The organism is Streptomyces marokkonensis (assembly GCF_039539045.1).
Lineage (GTDB): Bacteria > Actinomycetota > Actinomycetes > Streptomycetales > Streptomycetaceae > Streptomyces > Streptomyces marokkonensis.
This window is the reverse complement of the sequence record NZ_BAABCQ010000010.1, coordinates 1-17,082: the sequence shown is the minus strand read 5'-3', so window position 1 is coordinate 17,082 and position 17,082 is coordinate 1. Positions and strand designations below refer to the sequence as shown.

Genomic DNA, 17,082 nt, shown 5'->3' with positions numbered 1-17,082 from the left:
GCGGGGCCGCGCCGATTAGGCTGCGGTGCATGACCCCGCAGGCCTCCACTCCCGCCTACCGCCGGCTCAGTGTCGAGGAGCGCCGCGTCCAGTTGCTCGGCGCGGCACTCGCCCTCTTCGCGCACCGGCCACCGGAGGAGGTCTCCCTGGACGACGTGGCCGAGCAGGCCGGGGTCTCGCGGCCGCTGGTCTACCGGTACTTCCCGGGCGGCAAACAGCAGCTGTACGAGGCCGCGCTCAGGTCCGCCGCCGACGAGCTGCGGCTGTGCTTCGACGAGCCGCGCGAGGGCCCGCTGCTCGCCCGGCTCTCCCGGGCCCTGGACCGCTACCTCACCTTCGTCGACCAGCACGACACCGGCTTCAGCGCCCTGCTGCGCGGCGGCAGTGTGGCCGAGACCTCCCGGACCTCCTCCATCGTGGACGGCGTACGCCGGGCCGCCGCCGACCACATCATGAGCCACCTGGACGTCGCCGAGCCCGGCCCGCGGCTGCGGATGACCGTCAGGATGTGGATCACGGCGGTGGAGGCGGCCTCGCTGATCTGGCTGGACGAGGGCAAGGAACCGCCCTTCGACGAACTGCGGGACTGGCTCGTCGAGCAGTTCGTCGCCGTGCTGACGGTCACCGCCCGCCGCGACCCGCAGACGCAGGCTCTGGTCGAGGCGCTGATCGAGGCGTCGGTCGAGGCGCCGGTCGAGGCGTCGGTCGAGGCGCCGGTCGAGGCGCCGGTCGAGGCGCCGGCAGGGGACGTCTGACACCGACGCGGGCCATCCGGCACCGGCGCACCGGCGTCTGACACCGGCGCCCGGATCGCTGACACTGGTGCCGTGAAGAGCGCAGACACACCCTTCGAGGGCGGTCCCATGGACGGGCGGACACTGCCCGTGCTGGTCGGGATGACCGGGCACCCGCCGAAGACCTACCGCATCCCCGTACCGGACCCGGACGGTGGCCCGCCCGCCGTGCTCGTGTACCGGCGGGTGCCCCGGAACGCCAGGGGCGGGCTCGGGCTCGCCCGCTGGAAGTACGCGTACGACCCGGAGGGTGGGAAGGGCTCCGGCCGGAAGTGGCCCTGGTCCAGGCCGGACGCCACCCCGGGCACCGGACCGGACACCGCACCGGACGCGAAGCCCGCCGCCGATCCAGACGCCACGCCGGACGGCAAGCCGGACGACGCCCACGGGTGACCCCGTTGCGCCGAACCGCGCACACTCGGCGCGCGGAGCCCGGGAACACGTCACATGCTCGCCGTGCGGAGCGGACGAGCCGCCTCGCACCGGAGGTGATGGCGTGTCAGGAAGGTTTGTGCGTCTGGTGTGTACGGCGGCGGTTGCGGCCGGGATCGTCCTCGCGCCCGTGCCCGCCACGGCCGAACCCGAGCCCGGCGGAGTCGGCAGGGCCAGTGGGGCCGGCGCCGACCGGTCCGTGGCCAAGCTACTGACGGACCTTCAGCGGCTCTACCAAGAGGCCGAGAAGGCCACCGAGACCTACAACGCCACCGAGGAGCGCCTGAGGAAACAGCGCGCCGAGGTGAAGCGCCTGAACGCCGCGCTGGCCCGCACCCGGCTGTCCCTGCACGACAGCCGCGGAGCGGCCGGACGGCTGGCCCGGCAGCAGTACCAGAACAGCAGCAACCTCTCCCCCTATCTTCGGCTGCTGCTGGCCCGCGATCCGCAGCACGCGCTCGACCAGGGGCATGTGATCGGACAGCTGGCCCGGGAGCGGGCCGAGACGGTGGGACGCCTGACCGGCGACGAGAAGAGGGCGGGCGAACTGGCCCGGCGGGCGCGTGAGGCCCTGGACGAGCAACTCGCCCTCGCCGAGCGGCAGGAGGTGGAGCGGGACGACGTGGACGAGAGGCTGCGCGCGGTCGAGGAGCTGCTCGTCTCGCTCACCCCCGAGGAGCTGGCCGCGCTGGCCGAGTTCGAGAGGGACGGGATCGCCGAGGACCAGGAGCGGTTCATGGCGTCCGGCGCGCTCGGTGACGACGGCATGCCGTCCGCGGAGGGCGACCGGGCGGTGCGTTTCGCGGTGGAGCAGCTCGGCAAGCCGTACGAGTGGGGCACGGAAGGGCCGGCGTCGTACGACTGTTCGGGGCTGACCTCCGTGGCGTGGGAGCGGGCCGGGACGCCGATCCCCCGGACCAGCCAGGAGCAGTGGGCACGGCTGAAGCGGGTGCCGCTCGGCGAGCTCCGGCCCGGTGACCTGGTCGTGTACTTTCCCGAGGCCACCCATGTGGCGCTGTACCTCGGCGACGGCATGGTCGTCCAGGCGCCGCGCCCCGGCGCCGAGGTCAAGGCGTCGCCGATCGCGGCCAACCCGGTGCTGGGCGCCGTACGACCCGACCCCGGCGGGGAACCACTGCGGCGGTACACGCCACCGAGGATCCCCGAGGGGGCGACGGACGGATCCGACGAGGGGTACGCGGCGGCGGACTACGCGCCGGTCGCGCCCGAGACCTCCATCAGGTAGCCCTCGGCCTTCGCCGGGTCGTAGAAGAAGTTCTCGAAGTCGGCCGGGTCGTCGAAGCCGTTGGCGAAGCGGTCGGCGATGGGCTGGAGTTCGCCGGCGGCGCCGAACAGGTCGAGGACGTGCTCCGGCGGCGGGGCGAGCATGGTGTTCGTCCACTTGGTGACGTGCTGGGCCGTCTCCCAGTAGCGGTCGAAGGTCTGCCGCATCCAGGCCTCGTCGAACTCCTTCTCCCCCTGTTCCAGGATGGAGGCGAGGTAGGAGGCGGCGCACTTGGAGGCGGAGTTGGAGCCCTGGCCGGTGATCGGGTCGTTGGCGACGACCACGTCGGCCACGCCGAGGACCAGGCCGCCACCGGGCAGCCGGCCGACCGGGTTGCGGACGGTGGGGGCGTAGCGGCCGGCGAGCGTGCCGCCGGCGTCGGTCAGTTCGACCTTGGTGGCCCGCGCGTACTCCCAGGGGAGGAACCTCTCCATGAGTTCCAGGGTCAGGGAGAGGTGCTCCGCCGGGTCCTTGACGTCCTTGAAGGCGTCCAGCGGGCCGCCGGGTACGCCCTCCCAGAACAGGATGTCGGCGCGGCCCGAGAGCGTGACCGTCGGCATGATGAACATCTCGCCGACGCCGGGGACCAGGTTGCAGCGCACCGCCGCCATGTCCGGGTGCTCCGGGCGCGGGCCCATCCCGTGGACGTAGGCCACCGCCAGCGCGCGCTGCGGCTCGCCGTACGGGGAGCGGGACGCGTCGCGGCCGAACATCCGCACCAGCTCGCCCTTGCCCGCCGAGACGAGGACGAGGTCGTAGGCGCGGGAGAAGTAGTCGAGGTCCCCGACGGCCACGCCGTGGATGACCAACTGGCCGCCGCGCTGTGCGAAGGTCTCCATCCAGCCGGCCATCTTGACGCGCTGGTCGACCGACTGCGCGAAGCCGTCCAGGTGTCCCACCCAGTCGATCGCGCGCTGCGAGGGGCCCGGGTCGAAGGAGCCGGGGGCCGCCACCGAGACGCCGAGTCCTTCGATCTTCGGGGCCTGGGACTCCCAGAAGTTCAGCTGGAGATCGCGCTCGTGCTGGAGTGCCGTGTGGAACATGCACTGCGTCGACATGACCCGGCCGGTGCGGATCTCGTCCGCCGTCCGGTTGGACATCAGGGTGACCTCGTAGCCGTGCGACTGGAGGCCGAGGGCGAGCTGGAGACCGGACTGGCCGGCTCCGACGACGAGTATCTTCCGCATGCGGTTTCCGTCTCCTACTCGGGGTTCGTCTACTCGGGAGTTTCGTCGAGCGCGTGACCCACGAGGGACAACAGGGTCTCGATGGCCGAGATCCGGCGGCGCGCGTCCATGATCATTACAGGTATGTGCGCGGGGACCGTCAACGCCTCCCGCACGTCCTCCGCCTCGAACAGCTCGCTGCCGTCGAAGTGGTTCACCGCGACGACGTACGGCAGTCCGCAGCTCTCGAAGTAGTCCAGCGCCGGGAAGCAGTCCTTCAGGCGGCGGGTGTCGGCCATGACGACGGCGCCGATCGCGCCGCGCACCAGGTCGTCCCACATGAACCAGAACCGCTGCTGGCCCGGCGTGCCGAACAGGTAGAGCACCAGGTCGTCGTCGAGCGTGATGCGGCCGAAGTCCATGGCCACGGTGGTGGTGAGCTTGCCCGGGGTGGCGGTGAGGTCGTCGGTCTCCTCGCTCGCCTCGGTCATCAGCGCCTCGGTCTGCAGGGGCGTGATCTCCGAGACGGCGGTGACCAGTGTGGTCTTGCCGACGCCGAAACCGCCCGCCACCACGATCTTCGTGGCCACGGGAGCGCGGGTGCGGTCCGTCTGCCAGGGCCGCACGGGCTCGTCGGGGTCGACGAGGGGGGAGACGCCGTAGGCGGCGTCAGAGACGACGGAGTCCACTGAGCACCCTTTCGAGCAGAGCGCGGTCCGGGCGGCCGGCGCCGTGGCCGGTTCCGGTGCCGTACACACGGATCTTTCCCTGGTCCGCGAGGTCGCTGATGAGCACGCGGACCACGCCGAGCGGCATCTTCAGCAGCGCGGCGATCTCGGCCACCGTTCGCATACGGCGGCACAGTTCGACGATGGCCCGCATCTCCGGCATCACGCGGGAGGTGAGGCTGCCGGCCGTCAGCTCCTTACGCTCCTCGGCGGCTTCGAGTGCGGCGGTGCCGGCGGTGGCACCGACGAACGTCTCGACGAGCAGGACGTGGCCGAAGCGGGTCCGGCCACCGGTGAGCGAGTAGGGGCGTACGCGGGCGGGCTTGCGGTCGGCGCCGCGTACCGGAAGGTTTTTCGGGGTTTTCCTGGGACTGCTGCTCATCGGGTACTCCCCGTCGAGGTCGACACGGACTCCAGGGATTTCCGCAGCTCACCGCGGAGTTCGGGGGTCAGGACGTGACCGGCGCGGCCGACGAAGAGTGCCATGTGGTACGCGATGACGCTCATGTCGCAGTCCGCGGAGCCGTGCACGCCGAGCAGCGAGCCGTCGCTGATCGACATCACGAAGAGGCTGCCCTCGTCCATGGCGACCATCGTGTGCTTCACGGTGCCGAAGTCCATCAGCCGGGCCGCGCCGATGGTCAGGCTGCCGACACCGGAGACGACGGTGGCGAGATCGGCGGCGGAGCCGCGCGGGCCTGTGCGGCGCACGGCCTGGAACTCGCGGGCCGCGTCGTTGCTCTCCTGGTCGGAGGAGAGCAGGAGCAGGCCGTCGGAGGAGACCACCGCCACCGAGAGGATGCCGGGCACCTCCTCGACCAGGTTGGTCAGCAGCCAGTGCAGGTTGCGGGCTTCACTGCTGAGTCCGAAGGTACTGGGAGCGGTCAACTGCTTGCCTCCTCGACAGTGCCCCCCGTTGCTTCTTCGGTCGTGTCCGCTGCGGCGATCTCCGCCTCGACGTCGCGGCGGCCGGCCTCCGCCCCCTGGCGGAATCCGCCCAGGCGGCGGCGGAGTGCGTCGGCGTCGACGGAACCCGTCGTGCGCGGCCGTGGGACCGCCGCGGGTGTGCCGACCTTCGGGGTCCGCTTGGGCAGGCCCTTGTCGGTGACGGGTTCGGCCGGTTCGGTGGGCCTGCTGGTCTCGGCGTGCCCGGCGGTCCGGGTGGTCCCGGCGTCCCCGGCCCCGGCGGCCCCGGCCCCGGTGGCCCCGGCGGTCGCGGTGGCCCCGGTCGGCTCAGTGCCCCCGGTCGGCTCGGGCTCCTCGGCCCGCACGGTGCCCTCGTCAGGGGTGCGGTCGTGGGCGTCGGGGCCGATGGCGTGGGGACCGGGTGCGGACTCCGGTTCCGGTTCCTGTCCCGATTCCGGCTCCGGTCCCGATTCCGGCCCCGGCCCCGGTCCCGATTCCGGCTCCGAGGTCCGGGCCTCTGGCTCGGCCCGGGCCGGGAGCAGGAGGGCCATCGTGGTGTCGTCGGGGAGGTCGCGGCCGGGGGCGGCTTCGGGCTCGGCCGCCTGCGCCTTCGGGGCGATCCCCTCGGAGGCCTGCGCCTCGGGGGCCCGCGTCGTTTCCTGGGCGGGCTCCGGGGCGGCCGGCTCGACCGGGGCACCGGGCTCCTCGCCCCGATGCGCCTGCGCCTGCTGGGCTTGGGCCGTGGCCGTGGCGTCCGGGTCGACGGCCTGGTCGCTCTGCGCGCGTCGTACCGCCTGTTCCGCCGAGGCGACCAGCGGGTCCGCGTCCTTCTCCGCGTCCTTCTCCGCGTCCTTCTCCGTGCCCTCCCGCGTGCCCTTCTCCGCGCGGCCCTGCAGGACGTTGGAGTTGGCCTCCGCGTCGGCACCCGGCAGGGAGAAGGACCCCGTGCCCTCGGACACCGGCACCGCCGGGACGAGCGCGGCCGGCGGTGCCGCGGCGAGCAGCGTGTCGGGCAGGACCACGACGGCCGCGACACCGCCCTGCTTCTGCTCCCGCAGCCGCACCCGCACCCCGTGCCGGTGGGCGAGCCGGGCCACCACGTACAGGCCCAGCCCGAGACCGTCCTCGCTCTCCTGGTCGTAGGAGGCGTCCGGGTCGAAGTCGGTGAGGCGGGCGTTGAGGCCCTCGAGTCGCTCGGTGGCCATGCCGATGCCCTCGTCCTGGACGGAGAGCATCACCTCGCCGTTCTCCAGGAGCCAGCCGGAGACCTCGACGGGCAGGTCCGGCGGCGAGAAGGAGGTGGCGTTCTCCATCAGCTCGGCCAGCAGGTGGGAGAGGTCGTCGGCCGCGAACCCGGCCACGTGGGCGTGCGGCGGCAGCGCGGCGATACGGACGCGCTCGTACCGCTCGATCTCGCTGACCGCGGCCCGGACGACGTCGACCAGCGGCACCGGCCCGGCACTGTGCTGGACGTGCTCGGTGCCGGCGAGCACGAGGAGGTTCTCGCTGTGCCGGCGCATGACCGTGGCGAAGTGGTCGAGCTTGAACAGGGTGGCCAGGCGGTCCGGGTCCTGCTCGCGCTCCTCCAGGCTCTCGATGACCGCGAGCTGCCGCTCGACCAGGCCGAGGGTGCGCAGCGCGAGGTTGACGAAGGTGGAGCCGATGCTCTTGCGTACGACGTCCAGCTGGGCGGCGGACTCGGCGAGTTCGGCCCGCAGTTCCTCGCGGGCGTCGGCCATCCTCTGCCGCTGGCCGACGAGGTGCTTGCGATCGGACTCCAGCGTGTTGACGCGCTCGGCGAGCGTGCCGGCGTGCGCGTGCAGGGCGTTGACGGAGCGGACGACCTGGGCGAACTCGTCGTTGCGGCCGGTGAAGGCGACCGGCTCCTGGGCCGTGGGGGCCTCCGCGTCGGCCAGCCGGGCCGAACCGCGGCGCAGCACGGAGAGCGGGCGGGTGAGGGTGCGGGCCATGGCGGTGGCGACGCCGACGGCGAGCAGCATCAGGGCGCCGAGGGCGGCGATCCGGACCTCCAGCGCGGTGACGTCGTCGTCGCGCAGCTGCTCCAGGGCCGTGGTGCGCTTCTCGTAGAGGGCGGACTCGGCACCGCGCATGGCGTCGACGCGGGCCGAGAGCGTGGCGTCCAGCTTCTTGACGCCGGTGCCGAGGTCGTCGTCGGAGAGCGTCGGCTCGTCCGTGAGGCCGGCGAGGTACTTCTCGGCGGAGTTGACGTCCGGGCCGGCGACGGTGGAGTCGAAACTGTCCCGCGCCTCCTTGGGCGCGCCCTCGCGGAAGTCGGCGAGGGCGGCGTCGGAGCGCACCCGGGCCTGCTGGGCGGCGGCGGCGAGCGCGTCGCGCTGCTCGGCGTCGGCGTCCGAGGACGTGGTCGTCTCGGTCGGCAGGCCGGTGATCGGGTCGATGACGGTCTCGGTGGTGCTCGGCACGTTCAGGGCCGCGAGCAGCAGGCCGCGGGTGGCGGCGGCCTGCTGGACGGCGGTGTCCAGCTCGGCGAGGGCGTACGCGCCGGCGCCCGCGCGGGGCGGCATCAGCTCGGCCAGCTCCTCGGCCAGCGCGTGGAGCTCGGTGATCGCCTCCGAGTACGCCTCGTGCGCCTGGAGAGCGGTGCTCTTGCCGGTGAGCGCCGCCCGGCGCAGTGCCGCGACGGCGTCGAGGTCCTCGCGCAGGGAGGCGGGCGTGTCGGTGTCGGCGCGCAGCTCCTCCACCTGCCGGTCGACCCGTGCGCTGCGCTGCTCGGAAGGCGCCTTGGACCTGGGACGGCCGGCGGCGATGTACGGGGTGACCTCGTCGCGCTCGTCGGCGAGGGAGTGGGCAAGGGTCAGCGCGCCCTGGGTCTGCTCGGCGAGCGTCACCAGTTCCTGGGCGTCGTGCAGTTGCCCGGAGGCAGCCACGACCGAGGGGGCTCCGGCTCCGGCGATGGCGGCGGCCACGACCGTCACCGCGACGATGAGGCGGTTGCGTACGTGGGTCGGACGGCCCTTGCCGACGGGGGACACCGGCGGCGGGGTCGAGGTGCCGGGGGTGCGCTCCGCGCTTCCCGCGGGGGCCGTCTGCTTGGCTGTGCGACGAGGCCGCGTCTTGTGCACCGGTGCTCGCATTCCTGACTCGTGTACCCGTGGGCCCGGGTGGCGCTCCGTCAACTGACCGGCCGGCGTGTGCACTTTCCGCCACGCCCTGGGCTGCCTCCCGGCCGCCGGCTGCGCTTCGGACGGGGCGACCGCGTGTGCAGGGCAGGCCCTCCACCGGTTCCCGACCCTTCCAGTGCCGGTGGGCGGTGGGCATGCATCGTCCGACCCGCCACCCGAAGGAGTGAACCCCGGACGGGAGTTGGTGGGCAAGTTCCTCCGGCTCGTGCGACGAGCCTGTGCGGCGCGCCGGTTGGACGTCTGCGACGGGCGGTGGCACTATGTGCCGCCGCGCGTTGCCGGAGTACGGAATTCCACCTCAAATCCGGCGCCTGACCTGCGCCGCCGCGTCGCTCCCGGAGAAGTTGCCGGCCTCTTGCGGACCCTGTGAAGGGGTCGTGCAGACTGGCCGGATGCGTACGGAACTCGTCTCGGAACCCGGCCTCGCGGACCGTCCCAACGAGGACTTCGCGAGCGTCGGGCTACCGGCCTCGGGGCAGGGTGGTTCACTCGTCGTGCTGGACGGTGTGACACCGCCGCGGAGCGGGACGGGTTGTCTGCATTCCGTGCCCTGGTTCACCGCGCGCCTCGGCGGCGCCCTGACCGAACTGACCGTTTCACTCCCGGATGTCCCCCTCGCCGAAGCCCTGTCCCGCGCCATCGCTCGTACCTCGGCAGCACACTCGGAAACCTGTGACCTTTCTCACTCGCGGACTCCGCAGGCAACCGTGGTCGCCGCCCGCTGGTCCCCCGCGGGGGTCGAGTACCTGGTCCTGTCCGACTCGGCCCTGCTCGTGGAGGCCCCCGACGGCACGGTCACGGCGGTTCTGGACGACCGGCTGGCCCGGCTGCCTCGCTCGGCTCTCGCCACGGACGCGCTGGTGGACGCGGGCTACCGCAACAAGGAGGGCGGCTTCTTCACGGCCGCGGCCGACCCGGCGGTGGCGGCGCGGGCCGTGACGGGGGTGCTGCCGCGCGGCGAGGTACGAACACTGGCGGCACTGACGGACGGTGCCGCGCGGTGGGTGGAGACGTTCCGGGAGGGTGACTGGACGGACTGCCTCGCGCTGGTGCGCAAGCAGGGCGCGCAGGCGCTGGTGGACCGCGTACGGGAGCTGGAGCGCGCCGACGCCGCCGGGGCCCGGGAGTGTCTGGGGCGCGGCAAGACGCACGACGACGCGACCGTGGCGTACGCGGAGCTCTGAGCGCCGGAGAGGATGCCGGGGAGAGCCCGGAGGAACGCTCCCGGACCCAGAGCGCTGATAGAGGACGCCGGGAGACAGCGTCGGGAGGGAACGCCGCGGGAGGCGGCCCTACTTCTCCATCCCCCGGTTCAGCTGCTGGAGCAGCCGGGCCAGCTCCGTCACCTCACGCGGGTCCCAGTCGGCGAGCCGGCCGGCGTACCGCGCGCGGCGGGCCTCCCGTACCCGGCTGACGCGCGCCTGGCCCTCCGGGGTCAGGGTGATCAGCCAGGCACGGCCGTCGGCGGGGTCGGGTTCCCGGGCCACGAGGCCGAGTTCCTCCAGGGCACGCAGTTGACGGGACATCGTTGCCTTGCCGACGCCGATGTAGGCCGCGAGCTCCGTGGCCCGCTGCCCTCCGCACTGGCCGAGCCGCACGAGCAGGCCGTACGCGGACGGCTCCAGGTCGGGGTGGACCTCTCGCGCCATCTCGCCCTGGCTGGCCCGGGCCCGCCGGAGCAGGACCGTCAGCTCCCGTTCCAGCGCCAGGAACTCCGGTTGGTTCACACCACTGCCGGACGCTTCGCGTTCGACTCCCCGACCGCCGCCGTTCCCGCCTTCGTGCACGTCAGCCCCTGCCTCGTTTTTCCCGGTCCTGAAAGTTTCCGCCACCGGCCCGTCATCACCGCAGCTCGGCAAGTATTTCGCAGGCTTAGACCAACGGAAGCTCCTGGCCCCTCTTCCCACCTCCGTTCTACGTGCGTAGCGTCGTCACCGGACCCACGGGTGGCATGCTCACGCCACCCCCGGGTTCTCCCCACCCGCGCATCCCCCACCGAGCACCACCGAGCCATCGGAGGCACGTCATGCCCGTGCACAGATCCGGATCGGCCCGCGGACGGCGCTTCGCCGTCACGGGGACCCTGCTCGCCGCGTTGTCCCTGGTATTCACCCTCCCCGCGCACTCCTCGTCGGCCGCCGACACCCCGCCCCGCGGCTCCGCCCACATGGGTATGGGCGTCCTGGAGCACGACGGACGGCACGGCACACCGGTCCCCGGCCGTGCCACCCAGACGGAGGGCGTCGACGTCTCCAGCCACCAGGGCAACGTCGCCTGGTCGACCCTGTGGAACAGCGGGGTCAAGTGGGCCTACGTCAAGGCCTCCGAGGGGACGTACTACACCAACCCCTACTTCGCCCAGCAGTACAACGGCTCGTACAACGTCGGCATGATCCGCGGCGCCTACCACTTCGCCACCCCGGACACGACGAGCGGCGCCGCCCAGGCCAACTACTTCGTCGACCACGGCGGCGGCTGGTCCCGCGACGGCAAGACGCTGCCGGGCGCGCTGGACATCGAGTGGAACCCCTACGGGGCCACTTGCTACGGCAAGTCGCAGAGCCAGATGGTCTCCTGGATCCGCGACTTCCTGAACACCTACAAGGCGCGCACCGGCCGCGACGCCGTGATCTACACGGCCACCAGCTGGTGGACCCAGTGCACCGGCAACTACAGCGGCTTCGCGGCCAACAACCCGCTGTGGGTCGCCCGGTACGCCTCCTCGGTGGGGACGCTGCCGGCGGGCTGGCCTTACTACACGATGTGGCAGTACACCTCGTCCGGACCGACGGTCGGGGACCACAACAAGTTCAACGGGGCGCTGGACCGCGTCCGGGCGCTCGCCAACGGCTGAACCGGATCACAGAGGGCAGGGCCCCGGCCTCCTTCCTGGGAGCCCCGGGCCCTGCCTCCTTCCGGCCGCGTCCTCGCACCAGTGCCTAAGGCGTGGTAGCCACCCCCGTCGCCGCGACCGGAACCTGGGACCCCATACCGTTCGTCATACCGTTCGTCGCCGGGGCGAGCGCCAGTTCCAGGGCCTGGCGGACGTCGGAGACGGCGTGGACGTCGAGCTTGTCCAGCACCTCGGCCGGGACGTCGTCCAGGTCGGGCTCGTTGCGCTTGGGGATGATCACCGTGGTGACGCCCGCCCGGTGCGCCGCGAGCAACTTCTGCTTGACCCCGCCGATCGGCAGCACCCGGCCGGTCAGCGAGACCTCGCCGGTCATCGCCACGTCGGTGCGGACCAGCCGGCCGGAGAGCAGCGAGGCCAGCGCCGTGGTCATCGTGACGCCGGCGCTCGGGCCGTCCTTGGGGACCGCGCCCGCCGGGAAGTGGATGTGCACGCCCCGGTCCTTGAGGTCGGCCACCGGCAGCTCCAGCTCGGCACCGCGGCTGCGCAGGAAGCTCAGCGCGATCTGCGCCGACTCCTTCATCACGTCGCCCAGCTGACCGGTCAGGGTCAGGCCCGCCGCGCCCGTCTCCGGGTCGGCCAGCGACGCCTCCACGTACAGGACGTCGCCGCCCGCGCCGGTGACCGCGAGGCCCGTCGCCACGCCCGGCACCGAGGTGCGCCGCTCCGCCGGGTCCTGGGCGGACTCGGGCACATGGTGCGGCCGGCCGATCAGGGCGCGCAGGGCGCCGTCGGTGACGGTGAACGGCAGCTCCCGTTCGCCCAGCTCGTGCTGGGCGGCCACCTTGCGCAGCAGCCGGGCGATCGACCGCTCCAGGGTGCGTACGCCCGCCTCACGGGTGTACTCGCCGGCCAGCTTGCGCAGCGCGCCCTCGTCGACCGTGACTTCCTCCGGGTCCAGGCCGGCCCGCTCCAGCTGGCGCGGGAGCAGGTGGTCACGGGCGATGACGACCTTCTCGTCCTCGGTGTAGCCGTCGAGGCGGACCAGCTCCATACGGTCGAGCAGGGCCTCCGGGATGGCTTCCAGAACGTTGGCGGTCGCGAGGAACACGACGTCGGACAGGTCGAGCTCGACCTCCAGGTAGTGGTCCCGGAAGGTGTGGTTCTGCGCCGGGTCGAGGACTTCGAGCAGGGCGGCGGCCGGGTCGCCCCGGAAGTCCGAGCCGACCTTGTCGATCTCGTCGAGGAGCACGACCGGGTTCATCGACCCGGCCTCCTTGACGGCGCGCACGATTCGCCCCGGCAGCGCGCCGACGTACGTACGCCGGTGGCCGCGGATCTCGGCCTCGTCGCGGACGCCGCCGAGGGCGACCCGGACGAACTCGCGGCCCATCGCGTGGGCGACGGACTCGCCGAGGCTGGTCTTGCCCACGCCGGGCGGACCGACCAGCGCCAGGACGGCACCGCCGCGCCGGCCTCCGACGACGCCGAGGCCCCGGTCGCCGCGCCGCTTGCGCACCGCCAGGTACTCGGTGATCCGCTCCTTGACGTCGTCCAGGCCCGCGTGCTCGGCGTCGAGGACGGCCCGGGCGCCCTGGATGTCGTAGGCGTCCTCGGTGCGGACGGTCCACGGCAGTTCGAGGACGGTGTCGAGCCAGGTGCGGATCCAGGAGCCCTCGGGCGACTGGTCGGAGGACCGCTCCAGCTTGTCGACCTCCTTGAGCGCGGCCTCGCGGACCTTCTCGGGCAGGTCGGCGGCCTCGACGCGGGCGCGGTAGTCGTCGGACTCCTCGCCCTCCCGCTCACCGTTGATCTCGCGCAGCTCCTTGCGCACGGCCTCGAGCTGGCGGCGCAGCAGGAACTCCCGCTGCTGCTTGTCGACACCCTCCTGGACGTCCTTGGCGATGGTCTCGGCGACGTCCTGTTCGGCGAGGTGGTCGCGGAGCTGCTGGGTGGCGAGCTTGAGGCGGGCGACCGGGTCGGCGGTCTCCAGGAGCCCGAGCTTCTGCTCGGTGGTGAGGAAGGGCGAGTAGCCCGAGTTGTCGGCGAGCGCGGAGACGTCGTCGATGGCCTGGACGCGGTCCACGACCTGCCAGGCGCCGCGCTTGCGCAGCCAGGCGGTGGCCAGTGCCTTGTACTCCTTCACCAGCTCGGCGACCTGGCCGGGCAGGGGCTCGGGCACGGTCTCGTCGACGCGCGTGCCCTCGACCCACAGCGCGGCGCCGGGGCCGGTGGTGCCGGCACCGATCCGCACGCGGTGGAGACCTCGGATCAGGGCGCCCGGGTCGCCGTCGGCCAGCCTGCCGACCTGCTCGACCGTGCCGAGGACACCGGTCCTGGCGTAGGTGCCGTCGACGCGCGGGACGAGCAGAACCCGGGGCTTGCCGGGCTCGGAGCGCGCGGCGGCCTGGGCGGCCTCCACCGCGGCGCGTACCTCGGCGTCGCTCAGGTCCAGGGGGACGACCATCCCGGGCAGCACCACCTCGTCGTCGAGCGGCAGCACGGGCAGGGTGAGCGGTGTGACGGCTTCGGACTCAGTAGCCATGATCTCCCCTTCGGCAGTCAACTTGAGTTACATCGACTCAATGAAAGGGAGTCACCGATTGTTCCCCGACGGGTGTTCGCTGTGAGCGATCAAGGAGTGGAGGGCGCTTCGCTCCCACAGGGCGCAAGCGCGGCCGGACTGTCCGGCATTCCCCCTCGACCGGCTGCCAGGATGGGTCGATGCCCATCACTTCCCATGACCCCTACGCCTACGACATCCCCGAAGTGCTGGACCGTCGCGAGGGCCCGCACGGTGAGATCGTCCTGCGTCGGCACGGGGCGTTGCTGCAGATCATCGCGAACGGCTGCTTCCTGATGGACACCTCCGACGGGCGTTCGGAGCGACGACTGGTCGACGCGGCGGCCGACGCGCTCGCCGCCGACGGGGGACGGCGGGCGCCGCACCTGCTCATCGGCGGGCTCGGCGTCGGCTTCTCGCTCGCACACGCGGCCGCCGATCCCCACTGGGGCCGGATCGCGGTCGTCGAGCGCGAGCGCGCCGTCATCGACTGGCACCGGGAGGGACCGCTGGCCGCACTGTCCGCCGAGGCGCTGGCCGATCCGCGCGCGGAGATCGTGGAAGCGGATCTGGTGCGGTACGTCAATGAGACTTCCGACACATACGACGCACTCTGCCTCGACATCGACAACGGCCCCGGCTGGACCGTCACGGAGGGCAACGACGGGCTGTACGCACCGACCGGACTGGCGGGCTGCGCCCGGGTGTTGAGGGCCGGCGGAATACTTGCCGTATGGTCTGCCCAGCCCTCCCCGGAATTCGAAGAAACCTTGCGTAATGCCGGGTTCCAGCAGGTGCGTACCGAAGAGATCCCCGTTGCCCGGGGCGTTCCTGACGTCGTCCACCTCGCCGTCGGGCCTGGATAGCAAAGGGACGGTGACTCCCCGTACGCTGCTGCCCTGACGCGGTCATTCAAGCGTCAATCGCAGTCATGCGCAGACGAGGAATCACCCCACTGATTCCGGTAAGCACACCTCAGGGGCGGGCGATGGAGCAGACACAGACCTCCCACAACGGCACGGCGACGGCTACTCCGGGCGCGCAGCGACGCGTACTGGTGGTCGAGGACGATCAGACGATCGTGGACGCCATCGCGACCCGCCTGCGCGCCGAAGGATTCCTGGTGCAAACGGCGGGCGACGGTCCGGCCGCCGTCGACACGGCCGAGGCATGGCAGCCCGACCTGCTGATCCTCGACATCATGCTGCCCGGCTTCGACGGTCTGGAGGTCTGCCGCCGCGTGCAGGCCGCCCGGCCGGTGCCGGTACTGATGCTCACCGCGCGCGACGACGAGACGGACATGCTGGTCGGGCTCGGCGTGGGCGCCGACGACTACATGACGAAGCCGTTCTCGATGCGCGAGCTGGCGGCGCGCGTGCACGTACTGCTGCGCAGGGTGGAGCGGGCCGTCGTGGCCGCCTCGACGCCGCGCAGCGGCATCCTGCGCCTCGGCGAGCTGGAGATCGACCACGCGCAGCGCCGGGTGCGGGTGCGCAGCGAGGACGTCCACCTCACCCCCACCGAGTTCGACCTGCTGGTCTGCCTCGCGAACACCCCGCGCGCGGTGCTCTCCCGTGAGCAGCTGCTGGCCGAGGTGTGGGACTGGGCGGACGCCTCCGGCACACGGACCGTGGACAGCCACATCAAGGCGCTGCGCCGCAAGATCGGCGCCGAGCGCATCCGTACGGTGCACGGCGTGGGCTACGCGCTGGAGACGCCGACGCCATGAGCCGTGGACGGGACGCCGCGCGGAGGGGCTCCGGCTCCCGGATCCCTGGTTCCCGGATCCCTGGTTCCCGGAGCCCCGGCTCCCCGAACACCGGCTCCCCGAACACCGGCTCCCCGAGCCCCGGCTCCCGGAAGTGCGGCACACAGAACACCGGCTCCCGGAAGCCCGGCTCACAGAACGCTGGTTCCCCCGGCACCGGCTCCCAGAGCACCGGGGAGCCGTGGGTCGGCGTACGCCCGTTCTCGATCAAGACCAAGCTGGGCGCGCTGGTCGTCACGTCGGTGCTGATCACCACCGGTCTCTCGGTGATCGCGGTGCACACCAAGACGGAACTTCGCTTCATCACGGTCTTCTCGATGATCGCCACGCTGCTGATCACCCAGTTCGTGGCGCACTCGCTGACCGCGCCACTGGACGAGATGAACGCCGTGACCCGGTCCATCTCGCACGGCGACTACACGCGCCGGGTCCGCGAGAACCGCCGCGACGAGCTGGGCGACCTGGCCGTCACCATCAACCGCATGGCCGACGACCTGGAGGCCCAGGACCTCCAGCGCAAGGAGCTGGTGGCGAACGTCTCGCACGAGCTGCGTACCCCCATCGCGGGTCTGCGGGCGGTGCTGGAGAACATCGTCGACGGGGTCACCGAGGCCGATCCGGAGACCATGCGAACGGCGCTCGGACAGACGGAGCGGCTCGGCCGGCTGGTGGAGACCCTGCTGGACCTCTCCCGCCTGGACAACGGCGTCATACCGCTGCGCAAGCGGCGCTTCGAGGTGTGGCCGTACCTCTCCGGCGTGCTGAAGGAGGCCAACATGGTCGCCTCGGCGCGCGCGGGCATAGCGTCCGGGTCCGGCAGTCACAGCCGCACCGACGTACATCTGGCCCTCGACGTCTTCCCGCCGGACCTGACCGCGCACGCCGACCCCGAGCGCATCCACCAGGTCGTCGCGAACCTCATCGACAACGCGGTCAAGCACAGCCCACCGCACGGCCGGGTGACAGTCAGGGCGCGGTGCGGGGACCTTCCGGAATCACTCGAGCTGGAGGTTCTCGACGAAGGCCCCGGCATTCCGCGCTCGGAGTGGCGCCGGGTGTTCGAGCGGTTCAACCGCGGTTCGGTGTCCCGGCCGCATGGTCCGGGCAGCGACGGCGGCACCGGGCTCGGCCTGGCGATCGCACGCTGGGCGGTGGATCTGCACGGCGGCAGGATCGGGGTGGCCGAATCCGAGCGGGGCTGCCGGATTCTCATCACTCTTCCGGGCCTGCCGTCGGCATCGAGTTGACGTAGGGTTCGAAGCGGAGCGTCAAGATCCACTGACGTCCGCGCCGGCGGACACGTGCGATCAGGCACAGGACCGCGTTTTCTCGACGCCGGGTCCAGGTCTCCCCTTCCCGCACGCAGTGGAACCTCGCTTGTTTCCCGCCATTTCCAGCGCCGAAACGCGGTCTGCAATGTGACTTACG

At 72.1% G+C, this 17,082-nt stretch carries 15 protein-coding genes; 8 read left to right on the top strand and 7 right to left on the bottom strand.

Features of this window, described 5'->3' with window-relative positions; all coding sequences use genetic code 11:
- Positions 1 to 29 precede the first annotated feature (29 nt).
- The 3 genes from ABEA26_RS04040 to ABEA26_RS04030 all read left to right on the top strand — a co-directional run bounded on the left by ABEA26_RS04040 (position 30) and on the right by ABEA26_RS04030 (position 2,472).
- The gene (locus tag ABEA26_RS04040; RefSeq protein WP_345589268.1) at positions 30 to 755 is read left to right on the top strand and encodes a TetR/AcrR family transcriptional regulator; all 726 of its coding nucleotides are present in this window, start codon (positions 30 to 32) and stop codon (positions 753 to 755) included.
- A gap of 72 nt (positions 756 to 827) precedes the next feature.
- Positions 828 to 1,187: a hypothetical protein gene (locus tag ABEA26_RS04035; protein ID WP_345589266.1), complete on the top strand. Its 360-nt coding sequence runs from the start codon at positions 828 to 830 to the stop codon at positions 1,185 to 1,187.
- A gap of 103 nt (positions 1,188 to 1,290) precedes the next feature.
- Positions 1,291 to 2,472, top strand: a complete 1,182-nt coding sequence (locus ABEA26_RS04030; protein ID WP_345589263.1) for a C40 family peptidase — start codon at positions 1,291 to 1,293, stop codon at positions 2,470 to 2,472.
- Here the strand turns inward: ABEA26_RS04030 and ABEA26_RS04025 are convergent.
- Genes ABEA26_RS04025 through ABEA26_RS04005 form a run of 5 tightly spaced genes read right to left on the bottom strand, consistent with a single transcriptional unit; the run spans position 2,436 to position 8,424 of the window.
- Positions 2,436 to 3,698, bottom strand: coding sequence for a styrene monooxygenase/indole monooxygenase family protein (locus tag ABEA26_RS04025; RefSeq protein WP_345589260.1), 1,263 nt, complete (start codon positions 3,696 to 3,698; stop codon positions 2,436 to 2,438). The genes ABEA26_RS04030 and ABEA26_RS04025 overlap by 37 nt on opposite strands.
- A 29-nt stretch (positions 3,699 to 3,727) precedes the next feature.
- A complete protein-coding gene (locus ABEA26_RS04020; protein WP_345589258.1) occupies positions 3,728 to 4,366 on the bottom strand; it encodes a GTP-binding protein in 639 nt (212 codons plus the stop codon).
- Positions 4,347 to 4,787, bottom strand: a complete 441-nt coding sequence (locus ABEA26_RS04015; RefSeq protein WP_345589256.1) for a DUF742 domain-containing protein — start codon at positions 4,785 to 4,787, stop codon at positions 4,347 to 4,349. Before ABEA26_RS04015 ends, ABEA26_RS04020 begins: the two co-directional genes overlap by 20 nt.
- A complete protein-coding gene (locus ABEA26_RS04010) occupies positions 4,784 to 5,293 on the bottom strand; it encodes a roadblock/LC7 domain-containing protein (RefSeq protein ID WP_345589254.1) in 510 nt (169 codons plus the stop codon). The genes ABEA26_RS04015 and ABEA26_RS04010 overlap by 4 nt, the downstream gene beginning before the upstream one ends.
- Positions 5,290 to 8,424, bottom strand: coding sequence for a sensor histidine kinase (locus tag ABEA26_RS04005; protein WP_345589252.1), 3,135 nt, complete (start codon positions 8,422 to 8,424; stop codon positions 5,290 to 5,292). Before ABEA26_RS04005 ends, ABEA26_RS04010 begins: the two co-directional genes overlap by 4 nt.
- A 440-nt stretch (positions 8,425 to 8,864) precedes the next feature.
- On the opposite strand from ABEA26_RS04005, the gene ABEA26_RS04000 reads away from it, so the two are divergent.
- Positions 8,865 to 9,656, top strand: a complete 792-nt coding sequence (locus ABEA26_RS04000) for a protein phosphatase 2C domain-containing protein (protein WP_345589250.1) — start codon at positions 8,865 to 8,867, stop codon at positions 9,654 to 9,656.
- Between the two features lie 108 nt (positions 9,657 to 9,764).
- On the opposite strand, the gene ABEA26_RS03995 is transcribed toward ABEA26_RS04000, so the two are convergent.
- Positions 9,765 to 10,259 (bottom strand): MarR family winged helix-turn-helix transcriptional regulator, encoded by a 495-nt coding sequence (locus ABEA26_RS03995; RefSeq protein ID WP_345589248.1) that lies wholly within the window; start codon positions 10,257 to 10,259, stop codon positions 9,765 to 9,767.
- Positions 10,260 to 10,498: 239 nt separating this feature from the next.
- On the opposite strand from ABEA26_RS03995, the gene ABEA26_RS03990 reads away from it, so the two are divergent.
- The gene (locus ABEA26_RS03990; RefSeq protein WP_345589246.1) at positions 10,499 to 11,326 is read left to right on the top strand and encodes a lysozyme; all 828 of its coding nucleotides are present in this window, start codon (positions 10,499 to 10,501) and stop codon (positions 11,324 to 11,326) included.
- A gap of 85 nt (positions 11,327 to 11,411) precedes the next feature.
- On the opposite strand, the gene lon is transcribed toward ABEA26_RS03990, so the two are convergent.
- A complete protein-coding gene (gene lon, locus ABEA26_RS03985; RefSeq protein ID WP_345589244.1) occupies positions 11,412 to 13,868 on the bottom strand; it encodes an endopeptidase La in 2,457 nt (818 codons plus the stop codon).
- A 179-nt stretch (positions 13,869 to 14,047) separates the two neighbouring features.
- Between lon and ABEA26_RS03980 the strand changes: the two genes are divergently transcribed.
- From ABEA26_RS03980 to ABEA26_RS03970, 3 genes are all read left to right on the top strand, one after another.
- The gene (locus ABEA26_RS03980; RefSeq protein WP_345589242.1) at positions 14,048 to 14,752 is read left to right on the top strand and encodes a spermidine synthase family protein; all 705 of its coding nucleotides are present in this window, start codon (positions 14,048 to 14,050) and stop codon (positions 14,750 to 14,752) included.
- A gap of 122 nt (positions 14,753 to 14,874) precedes the next feature.
- The gene (locus tag ABEA26_RS03975) at positions 14,875 to 15,615 is read left to right on the top strand and encodes a response regulator transcription factor (RefSeq protein ID WP_279559812.1); all 741 of its coding nucleotides are present in this window, start codon (positions 14,875 to 14,877) and stop codon (positions 15,613 to 15,615) included.
- A complete protein-coding gene (locus ABEA26_RS03970) occupies positions 15,612 to 16,901 on the top strand; it encodes a sensor histidine kinase (protein ID WP_345589237.1) in 1,290 nt (429 codons plus the stop codon). Before ABEA26_RS03975 ends, ABEA26_RS03970 begins: the two co-directional genes overlap by 4 nt.
- The last annotated feature ends 181 nt before the right edge of the window (positions 16,902 to 17,082 follow it).